This is a genomic window from uncultured Shewanella sp. (assembly GCF_947497935.1).
Taxonomy (GTDB): domain Bacteria; phylum Pseudomonadota; class Gammaproteobacteria; order Enterobacterales; family Shewanellaceae; genus Shewanella.
The window spans coordinates 1-13,476 of record NZ_CANMIO010000008.1 but is presented as its reverse complement, the minus strand read 5'-3'; the positions used below and the strand labels follow the sequence as shown (position 1 = coordinate 13,476).

The 13,476-nt window shown below is 45.9% G+C and carries 11 protein-coding genes and 1 pseudogene; 3 read left to right on the top strand and 9 right to left on the bottom strand.

The window, feature by feature from the left end; all coding sequences use genetic code 11:
* Positions 1 to 110: 110 nt before the first annotated feature.
* The 8 genes from Q1A86_RS11045 to Q1A86_RS11010 all read right to left on the bottom strand — a co-directional run bounded on the left by Q1A86_RS11045 (position 111) and on the right by Q1A86_RS11010 (position 8,651).
* On the bottom strand, positions 111 to 809 hold the full coding sequence (locus tag Q1A86_RS11045; RefSeq protein WP_299806470.1) for a DUF3379 domain-containing protein: 699 nt from the start codon (positions 807 to 809) through the stop codon (positions 111 to 113).
* The gene (locus Q1A86_RS11040) at positions 802 to 1,365 is read right to left on the bottom strand and encodes a sigma-70 family RNA polymerase sigma factor (protein WP_299806468.1); all 564 of its coding nucleotides are present in this window, start codon (positions 1,363 to 1,365) and stop codon (positions 802 to 804) included. The genes Q1A86_RS11045 and Q1A86_RS11040 overlap by 8 nt, the downstream gene beginning before the upstream one ends.
* A gap of 237 nt (positions 1,366 to 1,602) precedes the next feature.
* Positions 1,603 to 3,237, bottom strand: a complete 1,635-nt coding sequence (locus tag Q1A86_RS11035) for a BatD family protein (RefSeq protein WP_299806466.1) — start codon at positions 3,235 to 3,237, stop codon at positions 1,603 to 1,605.
* Complete coding sequence (locus Q1A86_RS11030) at positions 3,231 to 5,204, bottom strand: VWA domain-containing protein (protein ID WP_299806464.1); 1,974 nt, start codon at positions 5,202 to 5,204, stop codon at positions 3,231 to 3,233. The genes Q1A86_RS11035 and Q1A86_RS11030 overlap by 7 nt, the downstream gene beginning before the upstream one ends.
* 2 nt (positions 5,205 to 5,206) lie before the next feature.
* The gene (locus Q1A86_RS11025; RefSeq protein WP_299806462.1) at positions 5,207 to 6,229 is read right to left on the bottom strand and encodes a VWA domain-containing protein; all 1,023 of its coding nucleotides are present in this window, start codon (positions 6,227 to 6,229) and stop codon (positions 5,207 to 5,209) included.
* Positions 6,223 to 6,765, bottom strand: coding sequence for a DUF4381 domain-containing protein (locus Q1A86_RS11020; protein WP_299806460.1), 543 nt, complete (start codon positions 6,763 to 6,765; stop codon positions 6,223 to 6,225). The genes Q1A86_RS11025 and Q1A86_RS11020 overlap by 7 nt, the downstream gene beginning before the upstream one ends.
* Positions 6,766 to 7,695 carry a DUF58 domain-containing protein gene (locus Q1A86_RS11015; RefSeq protein WP_299806458.1) on the bottom strand — a complete coding sequence of 310 codons (930 nt, stop codon included), beginning with the start codon at positions 7,693 to 7,695 and terminating at the stop codon, positions 6,766 to 6,768.
* The gene (locus tag Q1A86_RS11010) at positions 7,695 to 8,651 is read right to left on the bottom strand and encodes a MoxR family ATPase (protein ID WP_299806456.1); all 957 of its coding nucleotides are present in this window, start codon (positions 8,649 to 8,651) and stop codon (positions 7,695 to 7,697) included. Before Q1A86_RS11010 ends, Q1A86_RS11015 begins: the two co-directional genes overlap by 1 nt.
* Before the next feature lie 399 nt (positions 8,652 to 9,050).
* Between Q1A86_RS11010 and fadI the strand changes: the two genes are divergently transcribed.
* The 3 genes from fadI (at position 9,051) to Q1A86_RS10995 (ending at position 12,920) form a co-directional block, all read left to right on the top strand.
* Positions 9,051 to 10,361, top strand: a complete 1,311-nt coding sequence (gene fadI / locus Q1A86_RS11005; RefSeq protein WP_299806454.1) for an acetyl-CoA C-acyltransferase FadI — start codon at positions 9,051 to 9,053, stop codon at positions 10,359 to 10,361.
* Between the two features lie 5 nt (positions 10,362 to 10,366).
* On the top strand, positions 10,367 to 12,487 hold the full coding sequence (fadJ, locus tag Q1A86_RS11000) for a fatty acid oxidation complex subunit alpha FadJ (RefSeq protein ID WP_299806452.1): 2,121 nt from the start codon (positions 10,367 to 10,369) through the stop codon (positions 12,485 to 12,487).
* Positions 12,488 to 12,719: 232 nt separating this feature from the next.
* On the top strand, positions 12,720 to 12,920 hold the full coding sequence (locus Q1A86_RS10995; RefSeq protein ID WP_299806450.1) for a hypothetical protein: 201 nt from the start codon (positions 12,720 to 12,722) through the stop codon (positions 12,918 to 12,920).
* 355 nt (positions 12,921 to 13,275) lie between these two features.
* On the opposite strand, the pseudogene Q1A86_RS10990 reads toward Q1A86_RS10995, so the two are convergent.
* Positions 13,276 to 13,476 (bottom strand): annotated as a pseudogene (locus Q1A86_RS10990) (hypothetical protein); the annotation flags it as partial.

The following is a 13,476-nucleotide window of genomic DNA, read 5'->3' as shown; positions in this document are numbered from 1 at the left end:
TATGTGGGGCGCTATGCTAGCAGATCTATGAGCTTGAGCCCAATAAAGGAGTGAAATGCGATGAAGATCTAACCAATGGTGCTCGTTAAACACCATTGGTTGTGAAGGGATTAGATGAATGTATGCTCAATTTCGTTCCTAACGTAATTGAGATCTTGTCTTTTTTCACCAACGAGTAACATGTAGGCGTTATCGGTTTCAAAGCCCATGCCTTGGTATTTGTTATCGGCAAAAGCTTCTTCAAGTACCATACGATCTTCGAGTGGTACGATAAACAATGTGACCTTATCTTGCTCGCCTTGCATCACTAAGTGTAGGCTTTGTACACCTTGAAAATCACAATAGGTGCTATAAAACACCTTACCGGGCTGCTCGGTAAACTTCATATGGCTATCGAGGGAAGCAAGTTGAAAGTTCACATTTTGATAAGCTACATTCTGGTCGATATGTAGCGCTTTATCTTCATGATAGACATGGGCTAGAGCATGCTGGCCCAAGTCGACAGGTCCCATTCTTAGCAGAGTCAGTGCTATTCCAGCTAGAAATGCCACTGACGCAACCAAGGCAAAAGCAAACCCTGTTTTACGGCGCTGTGAATGATGGTGCTGCAACTGTTGGCGAAGTAACAATTTGGCTGCAAGATCGTCTGGTACGTCGATTTTGAGTGCTCTTTCTATCTTAGTATCTAAGCTTTTAAGATCGTTTAAGAAAGCCTCTCTTTCAGCAGACTCCATAGCAGCATCGAGAAAATCAGGTTCTTGACTGTTGGGTTCGCTGTAGGCCTGACGGCGAAACTTAAGTTCATCCATTGGACTGCCCCCTGATCTGTGGTTGCTCGAGTTGATCTTTCAGTTGGTTTCTTGCTCTAAATAAACGTGTCATAACGGTATTGCGATTTAAATCGAGAATTTTTGCTATCTCATCACCGCTAAAGCCTCCAATGACTTGCAGTAGTAGCGGCTCTCGATACTCTAGCTCCAAGTTGTAAATCTGTCTGCGTATTAAGTGTTGCTCAGCGAGCTCTTCGGTACTGCCAGAAAGCGTATCTTCAATATATTCTTGTTCAACATCTGAGTAGTTAAATTGTTTACGCTCAAAGCGTCTGGCATTTTCGCGGCGCAAAATAGTGATTAACCAAGCTTTTGCGGCTTTCTCATCTTTTAATGAGTCAAGCGAGCGCCAAGCACGTAAAAATGTTTCTTGAGTGATGTCTTCAGCGACGTGTTTGTCACCGCAAAGCCAATAGGCGAAACGGTAAATATCAGCGTGAAGCGCCCTGACAAGGCTATCGTATCGTCGTTGTTTGCTAACCATGTCTGAAGAGACCGTGGACTTTGACTTTTTATTGCGCCAACTATCAAACATTTTTAATTTTTCTAATGGGATCAATAAACCACAGCTTACTCTGGTTGAACGGTTAATTCCAATTGTTGGATTTAGTGCAGGGGAATGTATCCGACTGAGGTTGTAAGGCGTGAGCAGGCGATTAAAATGAGTGATTGAATCTGGTTATTTATTAATTGATACCCTGTTTTAAAAACTAAAAGCAGTTATCGTCATGAATTGACGATAACTGCTATCTAAACTAGCTATCTAGCTTTGTTAGCTAGGATTAAGCTTTGTCAGTACAGAAGCCTTAGCTTGCTTTATATCAGTATTAGCCATTTTGGCAATCGATAGGATCGTTGCAAAATCAACATTGCTAGCTTGCTGGTTTGAGCCGTACGCGCTTTGCTGTAGCTGACCTATACAATCGCTTAAACGGCTATCTGTTGCCGCAATTTGACTCAGGGTCATAGGGGCTTGATATAGCTCGCTATAATAACGAGTCAACGCGTTTAGCACCCCTGTGGGATCTTTTGCATGACAAGCAGTTTGCAGATTAGTGAGCCCTGAATGCGGCTTAGTTGCCTTTGCACTCGATTCAATATTGGGCGCTGCTTGCTTGTTTCTACGCTCTTTTTGCCAAAGCAGCAAAGTGATAACCCATAAACAGCCAAGTACCAAAGATAACCAAGGCCAAAAACCTGAGTCGCTATTGCTTGAGTGTGTCGTGACTTGCGGCTGTAAAGGCTCAATGGCAGCGCCAGCTGTTACTGTAATTGTACGCGCAGGTAAAGTCGCAAATTGCTGCTTGTTAAGATGTGGATTCCACCAAGGGACCTTGATTTCAGGTAAGGTATACGTGCCAGCTTGGGTCGCGACAATGGCCGTTGTCTGAGTCAGTTGAGACACCATCTGGTTGTCGCGTAGAAAAGTGTTACGTTGTGGTTTTTCTGGGTAGACTTTAAGTGCACTTGGTGCCTTAATCACAATTTCTGGCAGACTCGTTTCATCCGCGTTGGATGCCAGCAAATTAATCGTACGAGTAATAGGGTCGCCCACTTTAAATTCGTTTTGCGTTTCAGGCCAATCCTCTTTTAACACGACCAAGTCGGCGACTAGCCACTGTCCTTGGTAGTCCGCTGGAATAGGCTTGATTGATACCGTCATTTTTGGCGCTTGAGTCTGTGTAGGTCTACTTTCATTGAAAGAGAACATGGCTCCGTTGCGTCTTGACTGCACCACAACATCGCCGGCGAAGCTAGCGCCGTCAATGGTGAGTTCTCCTGGTTGATCAGCGATAATTGCATAGTTACGTTCAATGACGCGATATCGACGGCCATTGACGACATCAGTACTGTCCTTGTCCTCTCCAAGCTGCTTTATCTGGGCGCCTTCCAAGTTTGGTGCATTCAATACACCGCGCTGTAACTCTAGCGCTAAATAGAGCTTCACCTTGTATGTGAGCATTTGACCTACATAGGCCTGCTCACTCGATAGGTTGGCGCGCATAAAGATATCTTGCATCTGTTGAGGCTGTGAACCAGTTTTTAAAACAGATAAAGGGATCGGCTTAGAGCTGACGCCATCGATAGTAAAAGCTGGAATCGTGATTGTGCCGATATTTCTAGGCGATAACAGTACTTGCCAGCGGGTCTCGTTACTGGCGTCAAAATTCATTATCTGCTTGCTTCGGCTGATACTGGTTCGGCCAACGATAAAGTCTTTCAACAGCGAGGAAGTATCTAGTTTACCGCTGTTTAGATCGTCATCGGCAGTGACCGTAAGGATTAAAGACTCACCTTCCATAACAGGGTTACGGTCTACAGAAGCCTGAAGCATCGTTAGCGCGCTAGCTGGAAAGGCGGCTGTGAGGGCGATAATCGCGAGTATAAAAATATGCCGTACTACCACTGTTCGTTTTCCTTAGAATTGATGCCTTGTTGGCGACGTTTCTGATACTCAAGTTGCATTTTATTTCGCAGTAACACCTGTGGATCATCTGCAACGGCTCTTAGTGCCCGCTCCATTTCTGGTGGTAGTGGCTCATCCGTTGGGATGGCACTGGCGGCGACTTGCTCTCTTTGTTCTGCTGCTTGATTCTGCTTATCAGCCTCAGCGTTTGCTGCTGATTGCGCTTGCTGATTGTTTAGCTCTTCCTGAGCCTCTTGAGCAGGCTGAGTGTTGGCTAGAGCTCCTTCAGCCTTGTTTTCTTCAGCCTTTTTGTTATCAGGGTTAGCTTGCATTTCAGCTTCATTATTGGCCTGCTGCTGTTCAGATTGGCTGTCGTTAGATTGACCATCATCTTGCTTTTCCTGCTGAGCAGGGTCTTGTTGATCACTGTTTTGCTGACTGTCTTTCGGTTGAGAGTCATCAGACTCGGGGCTTGGGGATTGAGATCCATCGGATTCAGAGTTCTGTGATTGAGAGTCTTTTGAGTCAGAACCTTTTGATTGATCATCGTTCTGGTTTTTATCTGAGTCTTGATCTGAATTGTTATCAGAGTTCTTATCTGAATTTTGGTCAGAACTCTGCTGCTCTTGTTCTAGCAATTTTTTAGCCAGCTCAAGATTACTCTTAGCTGCATTAAATTGCGGATCCTTTGCAACGGCAGATTGATAACGCTTTTGCGCCTCAGCATATTGACCAAGTTGCATTAAAGTATTGCCTTGGTTGTATAGTCCGTTTGCCGAGTCATCTTTTTCAAAGGCACTAAGCGCCTCTTCATAACTACCAGCTTTGTAAAGTGCACTTGCTTGCCACTGTGGACTCTCGAATTGATTCGCTGCACCTTGATAGTCTTGCGCTTGATAAGCCTGCATAGCTTGTTGCTCTTGGGTCTGCCATAGGTTGTCCCAAGTATTTGCGTAGACTTGGCCGCTAGGCTGAAACAAGACTAAAAGTGCAAGTCCTGCCATCATGCCGTTCCTAAAGCTCAACAGAGCAGGTAGCAGTAGAAGTAGCGCAAAGTAGGGGCCTATATCTTGCCAAGTTTCTCCTTCTAGATCGCTTGCCTTAGTATCTTGAGTATTGGCTAGCCAATGCTTAATTTGAGTGATACCTCCACCGTCAGCACGAGTTGGCACTAAAATACCATTGGCCTCAGTAGCGAGTTCCCCTAGTAAGCTGTAATCGGTTTTAGCGATGACAACTTGATTGGCGTTATCACGTAATAGCTGACCATCGGGTAGCTTAATTGGCGAACCTTGTTGACTACCGAAGGCAATAATTGCCAGTCGATATTGACTGTCGCTTAGCACAGATTGAGCGCGTTTAAATTGAGTCGAGGATATGCCGTCGGTGAACAAAATGATGTCCCCGCGAACATGACCACCTTGGCTAAGTAGAGACTTTGCTTGGATGATTGCCGCCTCAAGATTCGAGCCTTTAACCGGCATAATGCTCGGTGTTAGAGTTGGCAGTAGGTTTAACAGCGTTGCTTTATCTCGAGTGAGCGGGCTAATAGTAAACGCATCGCCTGCATAGGCTATCAGTCCTGTTTCACCTTCCGAGAGGCCATCGATAAGATCTTTGGCTCTAAATTTTGCCTGAGTTAAACGATTCGGCACTAAATCATTGGCATACATAGACAAAGACATATCCATGACGATGACACGTCCTTGAGCCGACTCGTAGACAGGTAGTGCTCTTTTCTCAAATGCAGGACCAGATAGGGCAAATACAGCGATAAACCAAGCTAAGGCTAGGTAGGCGATGTTGTTATGTTTCTTTTTCATTGAGCCACCTACAAGCACCTTGGCTAAGTGGGGGGCGATATAGCGGTTCCAGTTTGAGCTTGCGGCTTTGCTCTTAAATAAAAACAATAGCAGTATAGCTAATGGAATAAGGGCTAAGAACCATTCGGGACGTAGAAAATGCATAGTTAACGTCCTCCTTTTGCTAATTTGGCTTTCTCTTTTAAATTGGATTTAAATCTAGCTTTAAAGAATGTCACTTGGGTTAAGGCACTCATCATCGATGACAGTAGGGCTAAGGCTAGTGGCCAGTAAAATAGCTCTGACTGAGGACGGTAACTGAGTTGATCACGGCTGACAGGTTCTAAAGTATCGATTACCTGATAGATCTGTTCTAGCTCCTCGGTATTGCGAGCTCTGAAATATTGGCCACCAGTGGCTTTGGCAATCTCTTGCAGTTGGGATTCGTCGAGATCCATGGATGGGTTCACCCTTTCTTTGCCAAATAGGGTTCTGCGTTCCATGACATCGGCGCCAACGCCAACGGTATAGATGGTGATCCCTCTTTGAGCGGCAATCTGGCTAGCTTGCTCTGGTGATATCAAGCCTGCATTGTTAGAACCGTCGGTGAGTAGAATTAACACACGATTACTCTGTTCGACTTTATCGAAACGTTTAACACTAAGGGCAATAGCTTCGCCAATGGCAGTTTGTTTACCAACCAGACCGATTTGAGCTTCTTTTAGATATTGCGCTACAGAGCGGCGATCTTGGGTCAATGGAGATTGTAGATAGGCGTGATCGGCAAACAGAATTAGACCGATACGATCGCCTTTTCTGCGCTCAATAAAGTCGCTAATGACATGTTGGATCAAGGTAAAGCGGTCTACCACCTTACCATTTATCACCATGTCCTCAATTTGCATACTGCCTGAGAGATCGACCGATAGCATAAGGTCACGACCTTTACTGGGCAGTTCAATCGCTTCACCGACCCATAGTGGGCGAGCGCAGGCCACAACCAGTAAGCACCAAACTAACCAGTAGCGTTTTCTGCTCTGTAAGCTTTTCTCGGTGACAGTGACTTGACCGGGTAAGCTGGCCCCGGGTAACAGTAAATGTCCGCCTTGAGGTTGTTTCTGCTGTCTCTTTCTAAATATCAGTGGCAAAGGCAGTAGCAGTAATAGAAATGGCCAGGCGAGGGTTAGCATTGTTTGGCCTCACTAGCTGTATTACTGATGGCATTAGTTTTGGCATTAGCTTTTGCACTCGCCTGTGTATTAGTCAACGGCAGCGCTGTTTTAAGCCAGCTTTGAGCATGTTGCCTCAGTGCCACTTTTTCATCTTCGCTAAGCTGAGCTTTTTGAAAGCGCAGGGCTAGCAGCTGACATAGCTCATCTTGCGGGTTATTAACCTGTGCATTTAACCATTTGTACCAATTATCGCCACTGAGCTGGGCGACTTGTTCGCGGCTGGTGTAACTCATGGCCGCGCGCTTAAGTAGGCTACTCACTTCAACGGCAAATTGCGGACTGTTTTGATCTAGTGCCGCAAGCTCCGTCAGTGCTACGCGCTGTGCTGCACCGACTTGCCGACGCTTTCTAATCCAGATGATGAGTAAACTGCTAACGACTATGATGATAACGAGACTAAACCAATAGCCGTAAGCTAGCGGCCACAAACCGATTTCGGCAGGTGTTTGAATGTCTTGCATGCTTGCAAGCGCAGGATTGACCGGATTGTTCATCTATCGCAGTGTCCCTAACTGTTGATTGAGTCGGAGCCCTGCATCGAGAACGCGGGTTTCAACGTTAAGTTTTTGCATCATTTCAATAAATTTATCTTGTTGATGTTGCTGATTAGCAAGCCACTGCTCGTAACTGTTTCTGTCGAGGAGCAACTCTTTGCTGCCTTCTCTTACAGGAAGCTGAAAATGCTTGGGCAGATCTAGCAGCCCTTGACGAAGGGGGTCGGTGATCAAAAAGGCGCCCAAGTCGCAGTGACGCTTCAAGTCTGACAGTGCCGCCAAGCAACTAGGAGTGAAGTTACTACCATCGGAGACAATCCAGATGAGTGAACCGGGCTTAGCCAGTCGGCGCAGGCGTTGACAGGCCTTTAGCATATGCTCTGGCTCAGGAGTCTGGTTGGCGATATTTTGTAGTTGTCTGGCATGCAAGTTTTTAATCGCAGAGATCACCTGCAAAATCCCTTGTTGGCGACTTCTCGGCTTAAGCTCAATATGTTCTTGCTCGGTAGCGATTAACGCTCCTAGACGGTCACCATGCAAAATAGCGCTCCAGCCAAGGGTAGTTGCAAGATGAGCCGCTTGCACTGACTGTAACATCAAGCTTGAGCCAAAGTAGAGGCTATGACTGAGATCCAGTAGCAGTAACACAGGACGTTCACGCTCTTCGACAAACAGCTTAGTATGGGCCTTACCTGTTCTAGCCGTAACTCGCCAGTCGATAGTACGTACGTCGTCACCACTTTGATAATGACGCACCTCAGCAAACTCCATGCCTCGACCTTTGATTAAGCTCGCTCTATGGCCCGCAAGGCTCGCTTTGGCCTTGGCCCGTTTTTCAGGCAAGGCTTTTGCGAGACTCTGACAGGCCAGTAACTCTTTTTCGGTAATATTAATGCCATCGCTAAACAACGGCAGTTCAGAGTTGACCATTAAGGTACCGCAACTTGAGAAAGAATATGGTTGATCACGTCATCTGCACTGACACCGTCGGCCTGTGCCTGATAGCTCAACAGTAAACGGTGACGCAGCACGTTGGGCGCAACAGCTTGAATATCTTCTGGAGAGACAAAATCACGCTCATATAAGTAGGCGCGCGCACGAGCACAGCGTTCAAGCGACAGGGTGGCACGTGGACTGACGCCGTATTCAAGCCAACTCGCTAACTCTTGGCTATAAGCCTGTGGCTTACGGGTCGCCATGATGATATCCACGATGTATTTCTCTAATGGTTCTGCAAGGTAAATTTGCAGCGCGTGCTCTCTGGCGGCAAAAATATCCCCTTGAATAATAGGTTCAACATGGGGGAGCTCTTGCTTAAGTGCTTCATTTCGAGACATTCTCATGATCTCAAACTCAGTTTCAGCGCTTGGATAGTCAAGGTTAAGGTGCATCAAGAATCTATCTAACTGCGCCTCTGGTAACGGGTAGGTCCCTTCATTCTCTAATGGGTTTTGTGTCGCCATGACCAAAAACAGTTCAGGTAACTGATAGCTATGTTTACCAACCGTGACCTGTCCTTCGGCCATCGCTTCTAATAAAGCCGACTGGACCTTGGCGGGGGCGCGGTTAATCTCATCGGCCAAGATAAGATTATGGAAAATAGGACCTGCCTCAAATTCGAAGGTCGCTGTTTGCGCGCGATAAATATCGGTACCGGTTAAGTCGGCAGGTAGTAGATCTGGCGTAAATTGAATACGATGAAAATCTCCCTCTACTCCATCACACAAAGCTTTTACAGCGCGAGTCTTAGCAAGACCTGGAGGGCCTTCTACCAATAAATGCCCGTCGGCAATTAATGCGATTAGTAGATTCTCGGTGAGAATAGGCTGCCCTAAAATGACAGTATTTAAGTATTCGCGTAACGCGTGAAATCGACTCAAAGGCATGATGCTACTCGGTTTATTTAAAGTTAGTTAGATATAGACCTGCGACATAGTAAAAAATTCCCTTAGGGTTTGGCTAGTGCCAATTATTCTTTATGCAGATAAATCAGCCTAAAGAAGGGATGAAAGTGCAGCTCAAGATTAACCTTGTGGTTAATGACATTGATTAGTGAGTAAGTTCATAGACAACGGAAATAGAAATATGCTTCATTAACATTTGTTAATGAAGGTTTTTTTTATATATTAACGACAAAAAAACAAACAAGTGTTTAAAACTTTTCACTAAGAAGTTAGAATCAGATCACACTTTAATGGTCAGACCTGTCTAATTAAAGAAAAATTGGTTTCCCAAGGATATAAGAAAGCGTGCAACTTCAGGCGTGCAGAATAAGAGGGCGAAAAATGAGTGATAGACAACAGGTGATGAATGCGAGGGGCGAGCGGATCGCTATTGTTTCGGGATTACGTACACCATTTGCCAAGCAAGCCACTGCTTTTCACGGGGTGTCGGCATTAGATATGGGTAAGATGGTTGTAAATGAACTGCTTTCTCGCTCAGAGTTGGATCCTAAAGAGATTGAACAGCTTGTTTATGGGCAAGTGGTACAGATGCCTGCTGCACCTAACATCGCACGGGAAATTGTATTGGGTACTGGCATGAATGTCAGCACTGACGCTTACAGTGTGACCCGCGCTTGTGCGACAAGCTTTCAGTCTACGGTGAATGTTGCTGAGTCTATCATGACGGGGAACCTCGATATCGGTATCGCGGGCGGCGCAGACTCTTCGTCAGTTTTACCTATCGGTGTTTCTAAGAAATTAGCTCACGCCTTAGTTGATCTTAATAAAGCCCGAAGCCTTGGGCAAAGGCTTTCTATTTTCCGTCGCTTAGGCCTGAAAGACTTATTACCTGTTCCACCCGCTGTCGCCGAGTACTCAACCGGTTTATCTATGGGGCAAACAGCCGAGCAGATGGCTAAGACCTACAACATTAGCCGCGCCGATCAAGATGCCTTAGCGCACCGTTCACACACGTTAGCCACAGAAACTTGGAATGCGGGCAAGCTGGCCGAAGAGGTGATGGTTGCTCATGTTCCGCCTTATAAAGCCTTTATTGACCGTGACAACAACATTCGTGAGAACTCTAAACTTGAGTCTTACGCAAAACTGCGTCCGGCTTTCGATCGTAAGCATGGCTCGGTCACTGCTGCAAACAGCACGCCATTAACCGATGGTGCATCGGCTGTACTCTTGATGAGTGAAGGGCGTGCTAAAGCCCTAGGTTACACGCCTATTGGTTACATTAAGAGTTACGCCTTCACCGCCATCGATGTCTGGGAAGATATGTTGATGGGGCCATCTTATGCGACACCTTTGGCACTTAAGCGTGCAGGAATGGAGTTGGAAGACTTGACCTTGATTGAGATGCATGAAGCCTTTGCCGCACAAACGTTGGCAAACATGCAGATGTTTGGTTCGAAAAAGTTTGCCGAAGAGAAACTTGGCCGTAATCGCGCTATCGGTGAAATCGACATGAGTAAGTTTAATGTGCTTGGTGGCTCTTTGGCCTATGGTCACCCATTTGCCGCAACGGGTACGCGTTTAGTCACTCAGGTGTGTCATGAACTTAAACGTCGCGGTGGTGGTACTGGTCTCGCAACAGCATGTGCTGCGGGTGGTCTAGGTGCAGCAATGATTGTGGAAGTGGAGTAACTCTTATGGAAAAGACATTTAATTTATCTCGCCGTGATGATGGTATTGCCGTATTAACGATGGACGTACCTGGCGAGACCATGAATACGCTCCGCAGTGAGTTTGGACCTGAGATCAGTGAAGTGTTAGCCGAAATCAAGGCCGATACGAGCATTAAAGGTTTGGTGCTAGTTTCTGGGAAAAAAGATTCTTTTGTTGCTGGCGCGGATATTTCAATGCTTGATGCCTGTGAAACGGCTGCCGATGCCAAGCTGTTATCTCAGCAGGGGCATGTGGTATTTAACGAGTTGGAAAGTTTATCCATTCCAGTGGTTGCCGCGATTAACGGTGCTTGTTTAGGTGGCGGGCTGGAGCTGGCTCTGGCCTGTCATCAGCGAGTATGCTCACTTAATCCAAAAACCATGATGGGTGTACCTGAGGTGCAGCTTGGTTTATTGCCGGGTGGCGGTGGTACTCAACGTCTACCTCGCTTAGTGGGTGTGACCACTGCGCTAGACATGATGCTTACTGGTAAACAGCTTCGTCCTAAGCAGGCGTTAAAGATGGGCTTAGTCGATGATGCGGTGCCTGAGTCAATTCTACTGCGCACAGCGGTTGAGATGGCATTAGCAGGTAAGCGACCAGCGAAGAAAAAGAAACAGTCTTTTATCAACAAAATGCTTGAAGGCACGAGTGCAGGCCGTAACATTATTTTCGATCAGGCAGGCAAGCAAGTTGCGAAAAAGACCCAAGGCAACTATCCCGCCCCCACTAAGATCATCGATTGTGTGCGTCAAGGCATGACCAAAGGCATGGTAAAAGGGCTTGAGGTGGAAGCGAGCCATTTTGCCGATCTGGTAATGTCTAAAGAGTCTGAGTCATTGCGCAGTATCTTCTTTGCCACCACTGAGATGAAGAAAGAAACCGGCGCCGGTGATGTGAAGCCGCGTAAAGTGAATAAGGTTATGGTATTAGGTGGCGGCTTAATGGGGGGCGGCATCGCTTCAGTTACCACGACTAAGGCTAAGATTCCTGCGCGGGTTAAAGATATTAGCGAAACAGGTTTAAGCAATGCCTTGTCTTATGCTTATAAGCTTCTAGATAAAGGTGTTAAACGCCGTCATATGACCCCTGCAGTGCGTGACAACTTAATGTCACTGATGACCACAACCACAGAGTATAAAGGCATTAAAGATGCCGATATGGTGGTCGAGGCTGTATTTGAAGATTTGGCTCTAAAACATCAGATGGTCAAAGATGTAGAGCGTGAGTGCGGAGAGCATACTATTTTTGCTTCAAACACTTCTTCTTTACCCATTGGGCAGATCGCCGAGGCGGCAAGTCGACCAGAAAATGTCATTGGTCTGCACTATTTCTCTCCAGTAGAGAAGATGCCGCTAGTCGAAGTGATTGCTCATGCTAAAACATCGGCTGAAACCATTGCAACTACAGTGGCATTCGCTAAGAAGCAGGGCAAAACGCCTATCGTTGTGCAAGATGGCGCTGGGTTTTATGTTAACCGAATCTTAGCTCTGTATATGAATGAGGCGGCACAGCTACTGCTTGAAGGCCAGAGCGTTGAACATCTTGATAAGGCTTTAGTTAAGTTTGGTTTCCCTGTCGGGCCAATGACGTTACTCGATGAAGTGGGTATTGATGTCGGCGCCAAGATTTCACCTATCTTAGAGTCTGAATTAGGGGATCGTTTTAAGGCTCCTGCTGCTTTCGATAAGCTTTTAGCCGATGATAGAAAGGGCCGTAAGAATGGCAAAGGGTTTTATTTGTATGGCGGTAAGAAAAAGACCAAAGAGGTCGATCAAACTGTCTATAACGTGCTAGGACTTAAGCCAGGTGTCGATACTGAAGCATCAGAAGTGGCTCAGCGCTGTGTAATACAGATGCTAAACGAAGCGGTGCGCTGTCTTGAAGAGAAGATAATTGCATGTCCTAGAGATGGAGATATTGGTGCAATTTTTGGTATTGGTTTCCCGCCGTTCCTCGGTGGTCCTTTCCATTATATTGACACGCTAGGAGCCGATAACTTGGTGAAAATGTTAGAGGGTTATCAAGCTCGTTATGGTAGTCGATTTGAGCCAGCAGATACACTCAAGCAGATGGCTAGCGATGGTACTCGTTTCTTTAGCTAAGCCAAGAAGGCAATAGTTTATTCTCTATGTTGATGGTGGAGAATAAATTGAGTTAACTCAACCGAATCTAACTGGACTTAACAAAGCGGCAGCATAATGCCGCTTTTCTTTTGCTGGCGGGGGACTTTTTGCCTAAAAAACACTCTCTTTTGTTGGTTTTTGGCTATATAATGCCCAGCTGATTTAGCTGCTGCCTACAAAGGCTAACTTATTTGAAGTGGGGTGTAGATAAGTGTTATTCGCTATCGCGTTGATATTAATGTATTCAGGTTACTCTTTAGGTCATTCAGCGTTTAAAGCGGGCTTGCCTGTAAAGCGCTGGGTTATTGCGGGCACGCTAGTAGGCCCCGCTGCATATCCTTTGTTTAACTCCCATAAACAGCTTGCTTACCGTAGGGCAATGGGAAAGCAGGGGATCTCCATCATTCTATAAGTCGTGCAACAATGATTTTTATGGAGATAACAAAAAAGGAGCATAGGCTCCTTTTTTGTTATTTGAACTTAAGCTTTAGCTTAGTTCCACCAACCTTTGGCTGGGATAACTTCTAGATGATTTAGGCCATCTGGCAACTGAACCTTCTTACGAGCAGGTTTAGCTAATCCAAGTACTATCATTAATGAATTAAACATAATCATACTCCTCAATCTTTGGTGTTCTTAATTCCACCAGACTTTAGCTGGGATAACTTGTAAATGATTCAAGCCTTCTGGAAGCTTAACTTTTTTACGAGCAGGCTTTTCAAAACCTAGGACTTTCTTAATTGAGTCAAACATAGTCATATCCTCTATTAAGCCGTTGCTTGGTTGATATATTTAATATTAGGGAAGCCAGCGGTTTGCAGAGGCTCATACTTAATATTCGGGAAACCAGCAGTTTGTAGTGGCTGATACTTAATGTTCGGGAAGCCAGCGGTTTGTAGTGGCTGATACTTAATGTTCGGGAAGCCAGCGGTTTGTAGTGGCTGATACTTAATGTTCGGGAAGCCAGC